Source organism: Pseudomonas sp. LAIL14HWK12:I10 (assembly GCF_900184205.1).
Lineage (GTDB): Bacteria > Pseudomonadota > Gammaproteobacteria > Pseudomonadales > Pseudomonadaceae > Aquipseudomonas > Aquipseudomonas kermanshahensis.
Genome location: NZ_FXWU01000002.1, coordinates 692,315 through 712,367, shown reverse-complemented (window position 1 = coordinate 712,367; position 20,053 = coordinate 692,315). Strand labels below are relative to the sequence as shown.

The 20,053-nt window shown below is 63.7% G+C and carries 16 protein-coding genes; 10 read left to right on the top strand and 6 right to left on the bottom strand.

Features of this window, described 5'->3' with window-relative positions:
- On the top strand, positions 1-612 hold a 612-nt coding region (locus QOS90_RS07110; RefSeq protein ID WP_283600544.1), incomplete at its 5' end, for a transposase.
- Between the two features lie 294 nt (positions 613-906).
- Here the strand turns inward: QOS90_RS07110 and QOS90_RS07105 are convergent.
- From QOS90_RS07105 to gnd, 6 genes are all read right to left on the bottom strand, one after another.
- The gene (locus QOS90_RS07105) at positions 907-1,302 is read right to left on the bottom strand and encodes a DUF4440 domain-containing protein (RefSeq protein ID WP_027592762.1); all 396 of its coding nucleotides are present in this window, start codon (positions 1,300-1,302) and stop codon (positions 907-909) included.
- A gap of 2 nt (positions 1,303-1,304) precedes the next feature.
- On the bottom strand, positions 1,305-1,925 hold the full coding sequence (locus tag QOS90_RS07100; protein ID WP_027592763.1) for a TetR/AcrR family transcriptional regulator: 621 nt from the start codon (positions 1,923-1,925) through the stop codon (positions 1,305-1,307).
- Positions 1,925-2,281, bottom strand: coding sequence for a VOC family protein (locus tag QOS90_RS07095; protein WP_027592764.1), 357 nt, complete (start codon positions 2,279-2,281; stop codon positions 1,925-1,927). The genes QOS90_RS07100 and QOS90_RS07095 overlap by 1 nt, the downstream gene beginning before the upstream one ends.
- A gap of 59 nt (positions 2,282-2,340) precedes the next feature.
- Positions 2,341-4,137: a glycoside hydrolase family 15 protein gene (locus QOS90_RS07090; RefSeq protein WP_085272617.1), complete on the bottom strand. Its 1,797-nt coding sequence runs from the start codon at positions 4,135-4,137 to the stop codon at positions 2,341-2,343.
- Between the two features lie 147 nt (positions 4,138-4,284).
- Positions 4,285-5,790, bottom strand: coding sequence for a glucose-6-phosphate dehydrogenase (zwf, locus tag QOS90_RS07085; protein ID WP_027592766.1), 1,506 nt, complete (start codon positions 5,788-5,790; stop codon positions 4,285-4,287).
- Positions 5,787-6,770, bottom strand: coding sequence for a phosphogluconate dehydrogenase (NAD(+)-dependent, decarboxylating) (gene gnd, locus QOS90_RS07080; protein WP_085272616.1), 984 nt, complete (start codon positions 6,768-6,770; stop codon positions 5,787-5,789). The genes zwf and gnd overlap by 4 nt, the downstream gene beginning before the upstream one ends.
- A 201-nt stretch (positions 6,771-6,971) precedes the next feature.
- On the opposite strand from gnd, the gene QOS90_RS07075 reads away from it, so the two are divergent.
- From QOS90_RS07075 to QOS90_RS07035, 9 genes are all read left to right on the top strand, one after another.
- Complete coding sequence (locus QOS90_RS07075; RefSeq protein WP_177323874.1) at positions 6,972-7,139, top strand: DUF6026 family protein; 168 nt, start codon at positions 6,972-6,974, stop codon at positions 7,137-7,139.
- 94 nt (positions 7,140-7,233) lie between these two features.
- A complete protein-coding gene (locus QOS90_RS07070; RefSeq protein ID WP_081717453.1) occupies positions 7,234-7,707 on the top strand; it encodes an SgcJ/EcaC family oxidoreductase in 474 nt (157 codons plus the stop codon).
- A gap of 511 nt (positions 7,708-8,218) precedes the next feature.
- Positions 8,219-9,778 carry a glycogen synthase GlgA gene (gene glgA / locus QOS90_RS07065; protein WP_027592769.1) on the top strand — a complete coding sequence of 520 codons (1,560 nt, stop codon included), beginning with the start codon at positions 8,219-8,221 and terminating at the stop codon, positions 9,776-9,778.
- Between the two features lie 14 nt (positions 9,779-9,792).
- Positions 9,793-11,535 (top strand): malto-oligosyltrehalose trehalohydrolase, encoded by a 1,743-nt coding sequence (gene treZ / locus QOS90_RS07060; protein WP_085272615.1) that lies wholly within the window; start codon positions 9,793-9,795, stop codon positions 11,533-11,535.
- On the top strand, positions 11,532-13,601 hold the full coding sequence (gene malQ, locus QOS90_RS07055) for a 4-alpha-glucanotransferase (RefSeq protein WP_085272614.1): 2,070 nt from the start codon (positions 11,532-11,534) through the stop codon (positions 13,599-13,601). Before treZ ends, malQ begins: the two co-directional genes overlap by 4 nt.
- Positions 13,598-16,372, top strand: coding sequence for a malto-oligosyltrehalose synthase (locus QOS90_RS07050; protein WP_085272613.1), 2,775 nt, complete (start codon positions 13,598-13,600; stop codon positions 16,370-16,372). Before malQ ends, QOS90_RS07050 begins: the two co-directional genes overlap by 4 nt.
- Before the next feature lie 14 nt (positions 16,373-16,386).
- Positions 16,387-16,653: a DUF2934 domain-containing protein gene (locus QOS90_RS07045; protein ID WP_027592773.1), complete on the top strand. Its 267-nt coding sequence runs from the start codon at positions 16,387-16,389 to the stop codon at positions 16,651-16,653.
- A gap of 159 nt (positions 16,654-16,812) precedes the next feature.
- Positions 16,813-18,966 carry a glycogen debranching protein GlgX gene (glgX, locus tag QOS90_RS07040; RefSeq protein ID WP_085272612.1) on the top strand — a complete coding sequence of 718 codons (2,154 nt, stop codon included), beginning with the start codon at positions 16,813-16,815 and terminating at the stop codon, positions 18,964-18,966.
- Between the two features lie 64 nt (positions 18,967-19,030).
- Positions 19,031-19,825 (top strand): endonuclease/exonuclease/phosphatase family protein, encoded by a 795-nt coding sequence (locus QOS90_RS07035; protein WP_085272611.1) that lies wholly within the window; start codon positions 19,031-19,033, stop codon positions 19,823-19,825.
- Positions 19,826-20,053 lie beyond the last annotated feature (228 nt).

Genomic DNA, 20,053 nt, shown 5'->3' with positions numbered 1-20,053 from the left:
CTTCGTCCTTGGAGCCCGCCTCCAGCCGTCTACGGCAAGCTGCAGAGCCTCCTCCGCCGCAGAGCCGCACTGGTGTCTGCTCGCACCGCTATGACTCAGAGCTGGGCTAATGAAACCCTCTTAAAGGCGGCCTTCGAAGCTTTCGTAACATCAATAGATCGATTGGATCTGCTGATGCAAAAGAAGATGAAAGAAGTGCTCCGAGAGGCCGGACTGCATGAGCAAGTTGCTCGTTGTCAGGCAGTAGAGGGGATAGGTTTCCTTACAGCCACGGCATTGGTAATGGCTTTTGTCAGAGGCGAATTCAAAAACAGTGATGCATACATTGCGTTTCTTGGAATGGATCTGCGAGTGAGTGACTCTGGGCAGAAAACAGGACGACGCCGACTGACAAAACGGGGTTGCTCAGAAATCCGTCGCTTACTGCACAACGCAGCGATGGCCGCTAGCAAGTCTACGGCCTGGAAAGGCATCTATGAACAACACCGCAACAGCGGCAAGGCAACGACCCAGGCCCTCGTGATCCTGGCAAGAAAGCTTGCTCGCGTAGCATTCGCCCTGATGAAAAATCAGGACGAATATGTCACCAAAGCGAGCAAACCGGCTTGCTGAAAACCATAGAATCTCCCACAGGATACTTGCCAGCCTGAGAAGGCACGCAAAACCTGTGGGAGCAACTGTCTTGTAATGCTTGTTCCGGCCGCATCGCTGGCAAGCCAGCTCCCACAGGTGCGGCGCTAGCCTTGGAGGCTACACAGTTCAGGTGAGAGCAACTGTCTTGTGGTGCTTGTTCTGGCCTCATCGCTGGCAAGCCAGCTCCCACAGGTGCGGCGCTAGCTTTGGAGGCTACACAGTTCGGGTGGGAGCTGGCTTGCCTGCGATGGGCTGCACAGCAGCCCCCGACAATCAAACCACCGCCGTCTCATGCAGGTACACCCACACCACCCGCTGCTCGCCACACTCAACAATCGCCAACGAATACCGCGCAGTCTCCTGCCCCTGCAACCGGTGGGTCTCCTTGTAGCGCACCGCCACACTTGCCCCCGCCTGCCAGACTACCTGCACGTCACTGACATCGATTTCTAGCCCTGGCCGAGCGCCGCCCCCCCGCTCGAACAACTGCCCCACCTGCTGGCGATCAACAATCGCGCCCGCCGTGGTGACCATACTGAAGTTGTCGGCAAACACCGCCATCAACTCGCTGCGAAGCGCCTCGGTCTGCGCAGCGGGCCGGGTGAATACGGCATGGATCAAATCATGTACATCGTGGATGCTGCGTACAGCCCGTTCACTCAAGCTCATAGTCAAGGTTCCAACCCAATGCCGCGCAGGATGACACTGGTCACCGTCTGCACCGCGTTTTCAAACGCCCTGTCCGACAACGCCTCGCCGCCATTGAGCAACGCCACCTGATAACCGAAGTCCGCATAGTGCTGGGTCGATGCCCAGATCATGTACAGCAGTGCAGACGGCTCCACCGGCAGGATGCGCCCTTCTTCCACCCAACGGCGGATCTTGGCCTCCTTCAGCTTTGCCCACGGCACGAGGCTTTCATCCAGGCTCACGCCCAGCACAGGCGCCCCGTGCAGCATTTCTTCAGCCCAGATCTTGGAACCCAGCGAGCGCGAGCGCGAGTGGCCCATCTTGGCCCGGATGTAACTGGTGAGCACCACCCGCGGGTCATCGAAATTTTCGAAGCACAACGCGTCCTGTTTCCACACGTCCAGCAGGTCCTGCAGCACCGCGCGGAACAGTTCGTCCTTGGTGCTGAAGTAGTAATGCAGGTTAGAGCGCGGCAGCTCAGCTTGCTCGGCGATATCACCCATAGAGGTAGCGCCGTAGCCTTTTTCGGCGAACACCTTTTCCGCCGCCTGAAGAATTTTCTCGATATTGCGCCGACGGATCTCGATCTTGTGGTTGGCCATTAAGGTTGGGCCGTCCACACCGCCAGTTCATAGCCGTCCGGGTCCACGAAATGGAACCGGCGCCCCCCCGGGAACGCAAACGTCGCCCGGCTGATCACCGCCCCCGCCGCCACGATCCGCTGCTGCGTTGCCTGCAGATCGTCCGCATACAGGATGACCAGCGGGCCACCCAGGCGCACCGGCTCACCCGTGGTAAAGCCCCCGGTCAGGCGACCATCGCTGAACTCCGTGTAACTGGGCCCGTAATCGGTGAAACGCCAGCCGAACACGCTGCCGTAAAAAGCCTTGCTCCGTGCGATATCGCCGACGTTGAATTCGATGTTGTCGATCTGCCGATCGTGGCCACGAACGCTCATGCGTGCTCCTTGCCGATGGGGATGCTCCAGTCTACTGCAGTCGTTGCACATCCGCCGACCTATCCACACCGCGCCCGGTCCCGCGCCGGGCACTGCGCACGGTGCAGGTTCAGTGCCGTGTTGATGATGCCGATATGGCTGAACGCCTGTGGGAAGTTGCCCAGCATTCGCTTGCCGGCCGGGTCGTACTGCTCCGCCAGCAAACCCAGGTCGTTGCACAGGCCGCTCAGCCGTTCGTACAAGGCTTGCGCCTGCGTTTGCCGGCCCAGCAGGACATAGACGTCGGCGAGCCAGAACGAACACACCAGGAAGGTGCCCTCGCCCGGGGTCAGGCCATCGCTGCAGCTGTCGGTGTCATAGCGCAACAGCAAGCCATTTTTCAGCAGACGCTGCTCGATTTCCTGCAGGGTACGCAGAAAACGAGGGTCATCCGCTGGCAAAAAACCGGTCAACGCGATGTGCAGCAGGCTGGCGTCCAACTCGCTGGCGCCATAGGCCTGCACGAAATATGTGCCGCTGGGGTCCAGCCCGTTCTCACACACTTCCCGATGGATCTCATCCGCCACCTGGCGGTAATGCCGCCCGCGCGCGCGGTCTTCTTCGGTGGTGTCGGCCAACCCTGCGGCGCGGTCGAATGCCACCCAGGCCATCACCTTGGAGTGCACGAAATGCTGCCTGCCGCCGCGCACTTCCCAGATACCTTCATCGGGCTCGCGCCAGATGCGCTCGACATACGGCAGGATCAACCGGGCAATCGCGGCGCTGCGTGGGTGGCGGGGCAAACCGCCTTTGATTGCCTGGCTCATGGCATCGGCCAGTTCGCCGTAGATATCCAGCTGCCGCTGCCCCGACGCCGCGTTGCCCACCCGCACCGGCTGCGAGTGCTCGTAACCGGCCAACCACGGCAAGGTGTATTCCTGCAGGTCGCGCTCGCCGGCCAGGCCATACATGATCTGCATCTGCTCGGGGTTGCCGGCGACCGAACGCAGCAGCCATTCACGCCAGGCCTGGGCTTCGTCGAAGTAGCCAAGGTTCATGAACGCCAACAAGGTCATGGTGGCGTCGCGCAGCCAGCAGAAGCGGTAGTCCCAGTTGCGTTCACCGCCGATACGTTCGGGCAGCGACGTGGTAACCGCGGCAACGATCCCGCCGGTGGGCGCGTAGGTCATCGCCTTGAGCGTGAGCAGCGAACGACGCACCCGGGCGGTATAGGGGCCGACCTCCGGGCAGCGGGCGGCAAAGGCCTGCCATTGGTCGATGGTTTGCCCCAGCGCGGTGTCGACATCGCAATCGGGCTGAACAGGCAGGTGCGAGGGCTGGTGGCGCAGGCTGAAGACCTGGCGTTCACCGGCACGCACGCGAAAACGTGCAACGGTGTGGTGGTCGCGGGCATGCGGGGGCACGGTGCTGCTGAGGATCAACCGGTCTGGGCCGGCGACGGCGCTGAGGGTCAAGGGGTCGAGCCGTTCCACCCACGGCACGCTGCGGCCGTAGTCGAAACGCATCACCAGGTCCATTTCGAAGTTGGTTTCGCCAGCAAGCCCCTCGACGATGCGGATGACCGAGTTGACCTCGCCCAAAGGCATCAAGTCCAGCACGCGGGCCCGGCCTGAGGCGGTGACCCATGTGGTTTCCAGCACCAGGGTGTCGTCCAGGTATTGCCGGCTGGTGTGTTCGACCGGGTCGCAGGGGGCCAGGCGCCAACGGCCGTTTTCATCGTTGCCCAACAGCGCTGCGAATACCGCCGGGGCGTCGAAGCGCGGCAGGCACAGCCAGTCGAGCGAGCCATCCCGGCTGACCAGGGCGGCACTGCGGCAATTGCCGAGCAGAGCGTAGTCTTCGATAGCTGCGGGCATTGGATCTCCTTCAATTGAGCCGGGGCTGTTGCCTGTACTGGCCTCTTCGCGGGCAAGCCCGCTCCTACAGGTTCTGCACAGTGCTCAAGACTGTGGGAGCGGGCTTGCCCGCGAAGAGGCCGGCACAGGCAACACCGCTTGATCAGGTCACCCCAGGCGGTGCCATTCTCGCTTGTCCCGGGTCAGCAGCTCATTGCCTGCCTCGGGCCCATCCTCACCCGCCGGGTATTCATGCACCTCCCCTTCCTTGGCCCAGGCATCGAGAAACGGCTGTACCGCGCGCCACCCGTTCTCGATGTTGTCGGCGCGCTGGAACAAGGTCTGATCGCCGGTCAGGCAGTCGTAGATCAGCGTCTCGTAGCCCGTCGCCGGGGTCATCTTGAAGAAGTCTTTGTAGGCAAAACCCAGCTCGACATTCTCCATCACCAGCTCCGGCCCTGGGCGCTTGGCCTGCAAGTCGAACCACATGCCCTCATTGGGCTGGATCTGGATTTTCAGGTAGTTGGGCTTGGGCCGCTCCAGCTCCGATTCGCGAAACTGTGCATACGGCGCAGGCTTGAAGCAGATGGCGATCTCGGTGTCGCGTACGCTCATGCGCTTGCCGGTACGCAGGTAGAACGGCACGCCGGCCCAGCGCCAGTTGTCGATCATCACCTTCAACGCTACGTAGGTTTCGGTCTGGCTGTTTTCCGCTACGTTGGCCTCCTGGCGGTAACCGGCCAAGCGCTTGCGCCCCTGCTTGCCAGCGCTGTACTGACCGCGCACGGAGTTCTTCAGCGCCATCTTCGTCGACCACGGGCGAATGGCACCGATCACCTTGGCCTTTTCACCACGCACCGCATCGGCGCCAAAGGCGGCCGGTGGCTCCATGGCGACCATCGCCAACAGCTGGAACAAGTGGTTGGGGACCATGTCGCGCAGGGCCCCGGTGTTGTCATAGAACGCACCCCGGGTCTCGACGCCAACGGTCTCGGCGGCGGTGATTTGCACATGATCGATGTAGTGGTTGTTCCAGAACGACTCGAACAGGCCGTTGGAGAAGCGGCTGACCAGGATGTTCTGCACCGTCTCTTTACCCAGGTAATGGTCGATGCGGTAGATCTGCCGCTCGCCCATCACCTTCAGCAAACAGGCATTGAGTGCCTCGGCGCTAGCAAGGTCGGTCCCGAAAGGCTTCTCCACCACGACCCGACGGAAGCCCCCGCCGGACTCATCGAGCAAGCCGGCCTGGCCCAGGCGTTGGGCCACTTCGGGGAAGAAGCGTGGCGATGTCGCCAAGTAGAAAATCGCGTTGCCATGCCGGGTCGCGTCGATGCGCTTGGCGATGGCCTGGTAAGTGGCCGGGTCCAGAAAGTCGCCGGTCTGGTAGTCGAGCTGTTTGGCCAGGCGCGCCCAGAGCTTTTCGTCCAGGCACTTGGCGCCTCCCTCACTGCCCTTGTCCCGCTCCAGCATGAACGCGTGCAGGCGGTCGGCGAACGCTTCGGCAGTGGCCGCATTGTGGTCGACGCCGACAATGCGCAGGTTGCGGTCCAGCAACCCGTCGCGGCTAAGGTTGTACAGCGCCGGCATCAGCAGGCGCTTGACCAGGTCGCCATTGGCGCCAAACAGGAACAAGGTACAAGGCGGTGCAGCAGGGATCGTCTGTTTAGTCATTCGCCTTTATTCTCGACATGGCCACCGAAGCCCAGGCGCATGGCCGAGAGGATCTTGTCACCGTAAGTACCCTGCTGCTGGCGCGAGCGGAAGCGGGCGAACAGCGCGCTGGACAGCACTGGCACTGGCACGGCTTGCTCAACGGCGGCGTCGATGGTCCAGCGGCCTTCGCCACTGTCCGACACCGAACCACTGAACTGCGCCAACTGCGGGTCAGCCACCAAGGCGTCGGCGGTGAGGTCGAGCAGCCACGAGGTCACCACACTGCCACGACGCCAGACTTCAGCGATTTCGGCCACGTTGAGGTCGAAACGTTGTTCTTCCGGCAGCTCGTTGCCGCCTTTGCTGCGCAGCAAATCGAAGCCTTCGGCGTAGGCCTGCATCAGGCCGTATTCGATGCCGTTGTGGACCATTTTCACGTAGTGACCGGCGCCGGGCGGGCCGGCGTGAATGTAGCCATGCTCGGCGCGCTGGTGCTCGCCTTCGCGGCCATGGGTGCGTGGGATGTCGCCAACGCCGGGTGCCAACGCCTTGAACAGCGGCTCCAGGCGTTCAAACACGTCCTTTTCGCCACCGATCATCATGCAGTAGCCACGGTCCAGCCCCCACACACCACCTGAGGTACCGACGTCCAGGTAATGCAGGCCACGTTTGGCCAGTTCGCCCGCACGGCGCATGTCGTCTTTATAGAAGGTGTTGCCCCCGTCGATGATCGCATCGCCCGGTTCCAGCAGCTCGGCCAGTTGGGCGATGGTCTGCTCGGTAGGCTCCCCGGCCGGCAGCATCACCCACACCGCGCGCGGTGCCTTGAGTTTCTGTACCAGTGCACCGAGGTCGTGCGCACCTTGGGCTCCCTCGCCCTCCAGCCCCACAACGGCGTCACGGTTGCGGTCGTGCACCACGGTGCGGTGGCCGGCGCGCATCAGGCGCCTTGCAATATTGCCGCCCATGCGGCCCAGCCCGACGATTCCCAGTTGCATGAGCCGATGCTCCCCTTGCGAAATAGATGACGACTACAGTTCAGCGTTTCAGATTAGTCCAGCGTACCGCCGAAGGGTTCAGCGACGAACGGCAAGACCACGATAAACAAAAAAGTTCCCACGGGCGGTGAAAGAATTCAGAATGCGCCCCGCATGAAGCGACTACGCTTGAAAATGTCTCCACCAATTGCGAGGTGTGCAATGGGTACTTTGATGCCAGCGACTCCCATCCAGACACTCTACGTCTCAGTGCGCCGTGATGAACTGGCCCGCCTGAAGCAAGAACGCGATCAGCTGCAACAACGTGTCGCGCAACTCAGCCAAATGCTGGAACAAGCCAATATTGGCGAAAAATCCGTCAGCCGCTGACGAACTTTCTACTCGTTGACGGGGGCACGCCCTCCTTACCGTAGCATCCGCCGCAGGCCCGCTCCGGAGCCTGCATCCGCCGATGGATACGCGTATGTCCCCCGTTGCCTATTTGCTCCCTGCCGCCCTGCTCATCGCCTGCCTGCCGGCGCAGGCGAGCACGCCACAAACAAACCCGCCACAACAATGCCAGACGCTGACTGAGGCCGAGTCCCGCGCCTTGTTCGAGCAATGGAATGCCAGCCTGCAGACTGGCGATGCGGCGGCCGTCGCCAAACTGTACAGCGACGATGCGGTATTGCTGCCCACGGTGTCGAAGGTGCCTCGGCTGACCCCCGACGAGCGAATCGACTACTTTCAGCACTTTCTTGCTGATCGGCCAAGTGGCACGCTGGACACGCTTCACCTGACCCCTGGCTGCAACAAGATGACCCTGGCAGGGCTGTATACCTTCGACTTTGCCGCCAACGGCAAGCAGGTACCCGCGCGCTACACCTTCACCTACCGCTGGGACGGGCAGGCCTGGCTGATCAGCCACCACCATTCCTCACTGTTGCCACAAAGCTGAGGTCGCCTTAGCAAGACACCTGCAAATTGCGTGTTTTACCCGCCCCATAAGAGGGCGAGAAAACACGCGCGCGCCCCATGACGACGCGCCGCCCTTCCCGCCTGCCCCACCCTCGATCACCCCTGTTCACATCCAGTCACATTCGCCAACGTTTGCGTCTAAATCAGCCATAACGAAAGTGACCAGTGGGTCACCTTTTTTACTTCTTCTCTCCTACACTCAGCTTTCGGCCCGCCATTTGCTCAGAGGAAGAGTGACGTAGAAAAGTCGAACTTTCACAAACGGCGGTGGGTCAGCAATTAAGTAGGGCACGTGCAAAGGGGGCTTCCCCAGCCAGGGCCCGCCAACCCCAATCAGTCCAATCGCCGTCGGCCGGAATGCTGATCGCGTTGAGCCTGTGCGCACGACTCAGGGGCATGGATAGCACTACACAGTTTTGTATTAGAGAGAACCAACACGAGATAACACCACGGGTGCCAGCACCCGGCCAAGCATAGGGACGGAGAGAAGTATGATCAGTGCCGCTGTCGAGCCTCACGTAGATTCATTCAACCCGGACAACCGCGAGCCGCTTACCCCGGATTTCGCCACGACAGGCAAGGCACCCGGCGCCCAGCGCCAGCACAACCCGAACAAACGCAAGATTCTGTTCGTCACCTCGGAGATCGCCGACCTGGTCAAGACCGGCGGCCTGGGCGATGTCTCCGCCGCCCTGCCCCGCGCCTTGGCGCATTTGCATGATGTACGGGTACTGATCCCCGGCTACCGCCAGGTGATGGAAAGCGACAACCCGATTCACATTGTCGGCGAACTGGGCGGCCATGCGGCGCTGCCGCCGTGCAAGATCGGGCGTATGGACCTGGCTGACGGTCTGGTCATCTATGTGTTGATCTGCCCTGAGTTGTACCAGCGTGATGGCACTCCCTATGGTGCCAACAATGGTCGCGACTGGCCCGATAACCACATCCGCTTCGCCCGCCTGGGCCTGGCTGCCGCCGAAATTGCCGCAGGCGAAGGCATGATCCACTGGAAGCCCGAAGTGGTGCACGCCCACGACTGGCCTGCCGGCCTGGCCCCGGCCTACATGCATTGGCGCGGGCTGAACACGCCGACGTTGTTCACCATTCACAACCTGGCCTACCAGGGCGTCTATAGCCGTGGCTGCAGCCCGGAACTGGCGATCCCCGAGCATGCCATGCAGCAAGAAGGCATGGAGTTCTACGGCAAGTTGTCGTTCCTCAAGGCGGGCCTGGCCTACTCCAGCCACATCACCACGGTCAGCGCCACCTATGCCCGGGAAATCACCACGCCGGAGTTTGGCTGCGGCCTGGATGGTTTCCTCTCGGCCAAGGCCCAGCAAGGCCTGCTAGGTGGCATCCCCAACGGCATCGACGAAAGCTGGGATTCGGCCACCGACAAACACCTGCAACACAACTTCAGCATCAACGACTGGGCCGGCAAGGCGCGTAACGCCGAAGCGGTGCGCCAGTTGTTCGAGCTGGAACCTTCCGAAGGGCCGTTGTTTGCCGTGGTCTCGCGCCTGGTCTACCAGAAAGGCCTGGACCTGACCCTGGGCGTGGCCGACTACATCGTCGAGCAAGGCGGGCAGATCGCGATCATCGGCCGTGGCGAGCCGGAAGAAGAACAGGCCATGCGCGAACTGGCGCTGCGTCACCCAGGCCGCATCGGCGTGCGCATCGGCTTCAACGAAACCGATGCCCGGCGCATGTTCGCCGGCAGTGACTTCCTGCTGATGCCCTCGCGCTATGAGCCATGCGGCCTCAGCCAGATGTACGCACAGCGCTTCGGGTCGCTGCCGGTGGCGCGTAATACCGGTGGCCTGGCCGACACCATCGAGTGCGGTGTCACCGGCTTCCTGTTCAACGAATCGACCGTCGAGAGCTACCGCGAGGCGCTCAGCCGCGCCTTCTATGTCTACGGCAAGAAAGACCTGCTCAACGCCATGCGCTGCCTGTCGATGACCCAGCCGTTCAACTGGTGCCAGGCGGTGGAACCCTACGCCCGCCTTTACGAGGACTTGGTCAAGCAGGCACAGGTCAGCCATTACTGAGCGGAGAACCGAAGATGCACAGGCATGGCGCACACTTGCTGGACGCCACGTCGGCGCGCTTCGCCCTCTGGGCGCCGGATGCGCGCAGCGTGAGCGTGGAACTGGAGCAGCAGCCTGCTGTAGCACTGCTGCCCGACAATGATGGCTGGTACACGGGGGTTGCCCCGTGTCAGGCCGGTGATCGGTATCGTTACCGGGTGGACGGCACATTGCTGGTCGCCGACCCCGCGTCGCGCTACCAGCCTGAAGGGGTGAAAGGGCCCAGTGAGGTGGTGGATGTTGCCAGCTATGCCTGGCAACACCCTTGGCAGGGCCGGCCGTGGCATGAGGCGGTCATCCAGGAATTGCACGTCGGCGTGCTGGACGGCTACACCGGGGTTGCCCGGCAGTTGCCGCGCCTGGCCGAAATCGGCATCAGCGCCATCGAGCTGATGCCGTTGGGGCAGTTCCCAGGCGAACGCAATTGGGGTTACGACGGCGTGCTGCCGTTCGCGCCACAAAACACTTACGGCACCCCGCAGCAACTGTGCGCGCTGGTCGACCAGGCGCACGGCGAAGGGTTGATGGTGTTGGTGGACGTGGTCTACAACCACTTTGGCCCGGATGGTAATTACCTGCACCAGTACGCCAGCCCGTTCTTTCGCGAAGACCGGCAAACGCCCTGGGGCGCGGCGATCGACTTCCGCCGCGCAGAAGTGCGCGAGTTTTTCATCCAGAACGCCTTGATGTGGCTGTGCGACTACCGCTGCGACGGCCTGCGCCTGGATGCGGTGCATGCCATCGACCAGCCGGACTTTCTGGTCGAGCTGGCGCAACGGGTGCGTGCTGCCGTGGCGCCCGGCCGGCATATCTGGCTGGTGCTGGAGAACGAGCACAACCAGGCCTTTTTGCTGGAGCAGGGTTTCGATGCCCAGTGGAACGACGATGGCCACAACGCCCTGCACGTGCTGCTGACCGGCGAAACCGAAGGCTACTACGCCGACTATAAACACCGCCCCATCGACCAGTTGGCCCGCTGCCTGTCGGAAGGCTTCGTGTTCCAGGGCCAGGCCAACCGCCATGGCACACCGCGTGGCGAGCCAAGCGGGCATCTCGAGCCCAGTTCATTCGTGCTGTTCTTGCAAAACCACGACCAAATCGGCAATCGCGCACTGGGTGAGCGCCTGACCCGCCTCTGCCCGCCGCAGGCTTTGCGGGCAGCCACCGGCCTGTTGCTGCTGGCGCCGATGATCCCGTTGTTGTTCATGGGCGAGGAGGATGGCAGTTGCAGCCCGTTCCTGTTCTTTACCGACTTCCATGACGAATTGGCCGATGCGGTGCGCGAAGGCCGGCGGGGCGAGTTTGCCCACTTCGCCGCGTTCGCCGACCCCGAGCAGCGTGAACGCATCCCCGACCCCAATGCCGCACAGACCTTTGCCTCGTCACGGCCGCAAAACAAGGACGTCATTGCCGGTTGGCATGGCCTCTATCATCAGTTGCTCGACTTGCGCCGCCGCCACGTCATCCCGCACTTGCCGGGCAGCCGCGCGCTGGGCGCTGACGTGCACGGCGACAAAGCGCTGACCGCACGTTGGCAGTTAGGCGACGGCAACACCTTGCGCATTGACCTCAACCTATCCGCAAGCCCCCAAGCCGTCGCGCTGCCGCCCGCCGAAAGCCGGCTGTTCGACAGCAGTGACACCCGCCACCCCGATACGTCCCTGGCCGCGTACAGCTGCGTGGTCAGCCTGCTTCCCACTGGCCAGGAGCGCCCATGAGCGAAACCGCCCTGCACCGTTTGGCGGCCCGCGTCGGGCTTAGCCGCGACTGGATCGATGCCAATGCCCGGCCGCAGCAAGTCAGCGATGACGTACTGCGCAATGTCCTCGAAGGCCTCGGCCACCCCGCCGCTGACGAAAACGCCATCCAAGCCAGCCTGCGCGCCGTAGAGGCCGCCGAAGACAGCGAACACCTGCCGCCCTTGTTGACCGTCGAGCTTGGCCAACCCCTGGCGCTGGGCCGCTACTTCAGCGCCAACAGCACCGTGCGTTGCACCTTGGAAGACAACAGCCAGCGCACCCTCACCCTGGACAACCAGGGGCGCCTGCCTGCCGAGCTGCCCCTCGGCTACCACGCACTGGAAATCGACGGCCGCACCTGCACCGTGGCCGTGGCGCCTTCACGCTGCTACAGCCTGGCCGACAGCGTGGCGCAACCGCCCCCACGCTGTTGGGGCCTGGCCGTGCAACTGTACAGCCTGCGGCGCACTGGCGATGGTGGCTATGGCGACTGCCTGGCACTGGAACAACTGGCGCGCACCGCCGCCGAGCGCGGCGCCGATGCCTTGGCGATCAGCCCGATTCACGCGCTGTCGGCCATCGACCAGGAGCACTACAGCCCCTACTCGCCCTCCAGCCGCCTGTTGCTCAATACCCTCTATGCCAGCCCGGCCGCGCTGTTCGGCGAGCGCGCCGTGCGCATGGCGATCGAAGCCTGCGGCTTGGAACAGGTGCTCGAAGACCTCGAGCAGCAGCCGCTGGTCGACTGGCCCCGCGCCGCTGCTGCTCGCCTGCGCCTGCTCGAAGCCCTGTACCAGGACTTCAGCCAGGGCGACCACCCGCTGCGCAAGGACTTCGACAGCTACCGCACGGCCGCTGGCCAAGCCCTGGAACACCATTGCCGCTTCGAAGTGTTGCAAGCGCAAGCGGTGGAGCATGGCCTGGGTGCTGACTGGCGCAATTGGCCCCGCGCCTGGCACGACCCCTACCACCCCGAAGTCGAGGCCTTTGCCAACGCCTACCCGGCCAAGGTCGAGTTCCACGCCTTTTGCCAGTGGCTGACCGAACGTAGCCTGCAACGCGCCCAGGAGGCCGCACGTGGCAATGGCATGACCATTGGCCTGATCGCCGACCTGGCGGTAGGTGCCGACGGCGCCGGCAGCCAGGCCTGGAGCCGCCAGGACGAGTTGCTGGCCAACCTCAAGGTCGGCGCGCCGCCCGACATTCTCAACCGTTCGGGGCAGGACTGGGGCATTTGCGCGTTCTCGCCCGAAGGCCTTAAACGCAACGGCTACCGCGCGTTCATCGAGATGCTGCGGGCCAACCTCGCCCACGCCGGCGGCCTGCGCATCGACCACGTCATGGGCCTGCGCCGGCTGTGGTTGATCCCGCGTGGCGCCAAACCCAGCGAAGGCGCTTACCTGAACTACCCGCTCGACGACCTGCTGCGCCTGTTGGCGCTGGAATCGGTTCGGCACCAGGCGGTCATCCTCGGCGAAGACCTCGGCACCGTGCCCGATGGCCTGCGCGAACAGCTGGCCGACAAGGCCGTGCTGGGCATGCGCGTGCTGCCTTTCGAACAGACCCAACCTGGCCACTTCAAGCCCATTCTCGACTGGCCCGACAGCGCCCTGGCCACCACCGGCACCCATGACCTGGCGCCGCTGGCCGGCTGGCTGGAAAACCACGACATCGACTGGTTCCATCGCCTGCACTTGATCGATGCCGCCACCGAACTGCAGTGGCGTCACGACCGCCAAAAAGAACACAACGGCCTGCGCCGTACCCTGGAGACCAACTACGGCCCGCTACCCGATAACGACGCGGTGATCGACGCCGCCATCCGCTACGTCGGCCACACCCGCGCCCCGCTGGTGCTGGTGCCCCTCGAAGACCTGCTGGGCTGCGACGAGCAACCCAACCTGCCTGGCACCACTGCAGGCCACCCCAACTGGCGCCGGCGCTTTGCCCTGCCGGTGCGCGAACTGCTCGACGACGAAGACGCCGCACGGCGCCTGGAACTGCTGGCCCAGGCCCGCGAACAAGCCTGGGAGCGTGACCGATGAAACCCCTGACCGCGACCTTACGCCTGCAATTTCACAGCGACTTCACCCTCGACCACGCGGTGCCGCTGGTGTCGTACTTCGCCCAGTTGGGCATCAGCCACCTGTATGCCTCGCCGATCCTCAAAGCCCGCGCCGGCTCACGCCATGGCTACGACGTGGTCGACCCGACCCAGGTCCACCCGGAGCTCGGCGGCGAGGCGGCGCTGCAGCGCCTGGTCGCTGCCCTGCGCCAGCACGGCATGGGGCTGATCCTCGACACCGTGTCCAACCACATGGCCGTGGGCGGTGCCGACAACCCCTGGTGGCAAAGCCTGCTGGCCTGGGGCCGGCGCAGCCCATATGCGGAGTTTTTCGACATTCAGTGGCACTCCAGCGACCCGCTGCTGGCCGGCCAGTTACTGCTGCCCTTCCTCGGCAGCGACTACGGCGCAGCCTTGAAGCAAGGCGAGATCCCGCTGACCTTCGACAAGCAGCACGGCGTGCTGGAAGTTGCCCATTACGACCATCGTTTCCCGATCTGCCCAATCGACTATGGCTGGATCCTTGCGCAAAGCCCTGAGCCCGCCTTGCAGGCGTTGGCCGCGCATTTCACCGCGCTGAGCGACAGTGCCCAACCGCTGAACGATGCCCTGCCCTTGCAGGCTGAGCTGGCACGCCTGGTAAACGACGGCGCCGACCTCGAATCGGCCCTGATCGCGTTCGATAGCCGCAGCGAAGCAGGCCTCAAACGCCTGCACCTGCTGCTTGAACGCCAGACCTATCGCCTGGCCAGCTGGCGCACCGCCGCCGACGACATCAACTGGCGGCGCTTCTTTGACATCAACGAGCTGGGCGGCCTGCGGGTCGAGCGCGCAGCAGTGTTCGAGGCCACCCACGCCAAGCTGTTCGAGCTGATCGAGCGCGGCCTGGTGGATGGCCTGCGCATCGACCATATCGACGGCCTAGCCGACCCCCGCGGCTATTGCCGCAAACTGCGCCGCCGGGTCGACAGCCTGTTAGCGCGGCGGCCGCTGAACGCGGCGCTGGAACACTTCCCTCTCTACGTGGAAAAAATCCTCGGCGCCGACGAGCACCTGCACCAGGACTGGCTTACCGACGGCACCACCGGCTACGAGTTCATGAACCAGGTCTCGCTGTTGCAACACGACCCGGCCGGCGAGGCGCCGTTAACCGAATTGTGGGCCAACGTCAGCGAGCGCCCAGACTTCCCCGAGGAAGTGCGCCTGGCACGCCACCTGGTGCTCAATGCCAGCCTGGCCGGTGACTGCGAATCGGTGGCCCAGGCCTTGCTGCAGGTGGCCCGCGACGACCTGATGACCCGCGACCTGACCCTAGGCGCAATCCGCCGGGCGTTGCAGGCGCTGGTCGCGCACTACCCGGTGTACCGCACCTACTTCAACGCCTGCGGCCGCCCTGCAGAAGATGAAGCCTTCTTCCAGCAAGCCTTGGCCAATGCCCGCCAAGACCTCAGCGAAGCGGACTGGCCGCTGCTCGAACAGCTCGAACAATGGCTCGGTGGCCAGCCCTGGCGCCGCCTGCCACCGGGCCGGCCACGCAAGCACTTGCGCCATGCCTGTGTGCGCTTCCAGCAACTGACCGCGCCCAGCGCCGCCAAGGCCGTGGAAGACACCGCGTTCTACCGCAGCGCCCGGTTGCTGTCGCGCAACGATGTGGGCTTCGAGGCCGAGCGTTTCAGCGCAGGCAGCGAAGTGTTCCATAACGAAGCCCAGCGGCGCCTGCGCGACTTCCCCGACAGCCTGTTGGCCACCGCCACCCACGACCACAAGCGCGGCGAAGACACTCGCGCCCGCCTGGCCGTGCTCAGCGAACGCGGCCCGTGGCTGGCCAGCCGGGTGGAGCATTGGCGCGAGTTGGCGGCGCCGCTGCGGGCGCAACTGGATGACGGCCTGGCCCCCAGCCCTGGCGATGAGCTGATGCTGCTGCAGACGTTGCTGGGCAGTTGGCCGCTAAACCTGGACCCGCACGATGACGGCGCCCTGCGCCAGTACGCCGAGCGCCTGCGGCAATGGCAACAGAAGGCCCTGCGTGAAGCCAAGTTGCGCAGCAGCTGGAATGCCCCGAACGAGGCCTACGAGGCCGCCTGCGCCAGCTACATCGACGGCCTGCTGCTGGATGACGAGAACCAGCAGTTGCGCAAGTCCGTGGCCGATGCCGCCCAGCTCATCGCCTGCCCTGGCGCACTCAATGGGTTGGTCCAGACGCTGTTGCGCATGACCGTGCCCGGCGTGCCCGACCTGTACCAGGGTAACGAATACTGGGACTTCAGCCTGGTCGACCCGGACAACCGCCGCCCCGTCGATTACGCGCTCAGGCGCCGCACCCTGGACGACGCCACTACCCCCGCCGAGTTGCTAGCGCACTGGCGCGACGGCCGCATCAAGCAGGCCTTGATCGCGCGGGTGCTGGACTGCCGCCAGGCGCATGCCGAGCTGTTCCGGCGTGGCGCCTACCTGCCGCTGAACGTGCAGGGTCGGCATGCCGACAAGGTGCTGGCCTTTGCCCGCCTGGGTGACGACGAACGCGCCATTGTCATTGCGCCACGCCTGGCCAGCAGCCTGCTCGGCGGCGCCCCTACACCGTTGATCCCGGCCCATAACTGGGACGATACCCGGCTGATACTGCCGTTTGCCTTGTCGCCTGCCAACTCGACGGGACTTTTCTCCAGTGCTGCGGTCAGCCCTACAAAGGAGCTGCTGTTGAGCGCCGTACTGTCGGAATTTCCGGTCAATGTGTTGATACAACAATCTTGAGCATCAGGAGCGTCATGATGAGTGTCGATGAGAAACGTATCCGTGAATTTGCCTACCAGATCTGGGAATCGGAAGGTAAGCCTGTGGGTGAGGAGGAACGCCACTGGGAGATGGCGCGCAAGCTTGCCGAAGCTGAAGCACTTGCCCCCAAGGCAGCACCGCGCAAGAAAGCCGCGGCCAAGCCGAAGGCCCCCGCCGAGCCCAAGGTGGCCGCGTTGCCTGGGGTAAAACCAGCCGCTGCGAAAAAGCCCAGATCGGTGAAAAAGCCCTCTGCCGGTTAAACCTGCACCGGCCTCTTCGCGGGTAAACCCGCTCCCACAGGACCATAACAGCCTGATGTGTAGTGGTGGTCCTGTGGGAGCGGGCTTGCCCGCGAAGAGGCCAGCACAGAACCATACAGAACCAAAGCCCCCTTCCACCACGGTCACTCGAGGACTGCCATGAGCCCCCGTACCCCGAAGAAAACCCGCTCGGTCGCCCCCTCGCGCATTCGCGAAGGCATGCCCTTCCCCCTTGGCGCCACCTGGGACGGGCTTGGGGTCAACTTCGCCCTGTTCTCGGCCAACGCCACCAAGGTCGAGCTGTGCCTGTTCGACTCCACCGGCGAGCAGGAAATCGAACGCATCGAGCTGCCGGAATACACCGACGAGATCTACCACGGCTACCTGCCCGACGCGCACCCGGGGCTGGTCTACGGCTACCGCGTCTACGGCCCTTACGAGCCCGAGAACGGCCACCGTTTCAACCCCAACAAGCTGCTGATCGACCCGTACGCCAAACAACTGGTCGGCAGCCTGAAATGGTCCGAGGCGCTGTTCGGCTACACCATCGGCCACCCCGACGGCGACCTGTCGTTCGATGAACGCGACAGCGCGCCCTTCGTGCCCAAATGCAAAGTCATCGACCCGGCCTTCACCTGGGGCCGCGATCAGCGCGTGCAGGTGCCGTGGGAGCGCACCATCCTCTACGAAGCCCACACCCGCGGCATCAGCATGCGCCACCCGGCGGTGCCGGAAGAACTGCGCGGCACCTTCGCTGGCCTGGCCAACGACGAGCTGCTCAAGCACATCAAAGAGCTGGGCGTTTCCAGTATCGAGCTGCTGCCGATCCATGCCTTCGTCAACGACCAGCACCTGCTGGACAAAGGCCTGAACAATTACTGGGGCTACAACAGCATCGCCTTCTTCGCACCACACCCCCGTTACCTCGCTAGCGGCAAGATCGCCGAGTTCAAGGAGATGGTCGCGCACCTGCATGACGCCGGGTTGGAGGTGATCCTGGATGTGGTCTACAACCACACCGCCGAGGGCAACGAGCGTGGCCCGACGCTGTCCATGCGCGGCATCGACAACGCCTCCTACTACCGGCTGATGCCCGACGACAAGCGTTACTACATCAACGACTCCGGCACCGGCAATACCCTCGACCTGAGCCACCCGTGCGTGCTGCAGCTGGTCACCGACTCGCTGCGCTACTGGGCCGGCGAGATGCATGTGGATGGCTTCCGCTTCGACCTGGCCACCATCCTCGGCCGCTACCACGACGGCTATAGCGAACGCCACGGCTTCCTCGTCGCGTGCCGCCAGGACCCGATGCTGAGCCAGGTCAAACTGATTGCCGAACCTTGGGACTGCGGCCCTGGCGGCTATCAGGTGGGTAACTTCGCGCCGGGCTGGGCAGAGTGGAACGACCGCTTCCGCGACACCGTGCGGGCATTCTGGAAAGGTGACGAAGGCCAGTTGGCCGACTTCGCCTCGCGCATGACCGCGTCAGGGGACATGTTCAACAACCGTGGTCGGCGCCCCTATGCCTCGGTCAATTTCGTCACCGCCCACGATGGCTTCACCTTGCGCGACCTGGTGTCGTACAACGGCAAGCACAACGAGGACAACGACGAGAATAACCAGGACGGCACCGACAACAACCTGTCCTGGAACTGCGGCGCCGAAGGGCCTACCGAAGACCCTGAAATCAACGCCCTGCGCATGCGCCAGATGCGCAACTTCTTTGCCACCCTGCTGTTCGCCCAGGGCACGCCGATGATTGTCGCTGGCGACGAGTTCAGCCGCACCCAGCATGGCAACAACAACGCCTATTGCCAGGACAGCGAGATCGGCTGGGTCAACTGGGACCTGGACGAAGACGGCACCGCGCTGCTGGCCTTCGTCAAGCGCCTGACCCGGCTGCGCCTGGCCTACCCGGTGCTGCGCCGCTCACGCTTTTTGGTCGGCGATTACAACGAGGCGATCGGGGTCAAGGATGTCACCTGGCTGGCGCCGGATGGCAGCGAGATGAGCGTCGAGCAGTGGGAAGACCCCCATGGCCGCTGCCTGGGCATGCTGATCGACGGGCGTGCACAGGTCAGCGGCATCGCCCGGCCCGGCGCCGAGGCGACGGTGCTGCTGATCGTCAATGCCCACCACGATACCGTGCCGTTCCAGCTGCCGGCGGTGCCCGAAGGGGACTACTGGAGCTGCCTGGTCGACACGGATCGGCCAGAGCTGCGCAAGGGGCAGCACTTGCAGTTCGAGAGTACCTTCGAGGTGAAGGGGCGCTCGATGCTGTTGATGGTGTTGCAGCACGAGGAAGAGTGAACCCACCTACCCCAGGCAGGTCCTAGCATTAAACCGCCCCGATGATGACCTTGTGGGAGCCCCTGTGAAGCTCGAAGCCAGCAGCCCCGGTTTCGCCACTGTTGACCAGGCCCCAGCCGTGCACCGGCTGAGGGTGCTGACGGTCAACACCCACAAGGGCTTCACGGCCTTCAACCGGCGCTTCATCCTGCCGGAACTGCGCGAAGCGGTGCGCAGTACCCAGGCCGATATCGTGTTCTTGCAGGAGGTGCTCGGCAGCCACGATCGCCACGCCGCGCGCTACCCCGGCTGGCCGCAGACGTCCCAGTACGAATTTCTCGCTGACAGCATGTGGAGCGACTTCGCCTACGGCCGCAACGCCGTATACCCCGACGGCCACCACGGCAACGCCCTGCTGTCGAAATACCCGATCATCGAGCACCGCAACCTCGACGTGTCGATCACCGGCCCCGAGCGCCGCGGCTTGCTGCATTGCGTGCTCGATGTGCCTGGCCCGCATCAGGTGCATGCCATCTGCGTGCACTTGTCGCTGCTGGAGAGCCATCGCCAACAGCAACTGCAGTTGCTGCGCAGGCTGCTCGAGTCTCTGCCCGAAGGTGCACCCGTTATCATCGCTGGCGACTTCAACGACTGGAAGCTGCGCGGCAATCGCACCCTAGGCCTGCGCAACGACCTGCACGAAGCGTTCGAACGCCACCACGGCCACCTCGCACGTACCTACCCGGCGCGTATGCCGCTGCTGCGCCTGGACCGCATCTACCTGCGCAACGCGCAAAGCCATGCGCCGCAGATTCTGGGGCACAAACCTTGGACGCACCTCTCCGACCATCTGCCGCTGTCGGTCGAGGTCAAGCTGTAGCAATCATTCTTCATAGCCAGGCAGCGGCAAATAGCGAACCTTGCTATACCCGACTATTTAACTCAACAAATCAGCCACTTGAACCAAATCATGTGCAATGAACACAACCTTCACGCTTTCTTGACGCAAGCCGCTCCCTCTCCTTAGCTGAACATTATCTAGTTGTAAAGATCTCGCGCCGGGCCTCTAGCTCGCGCCTTCGTGCGCGTTTGCGAAAGCAGGCGTGCT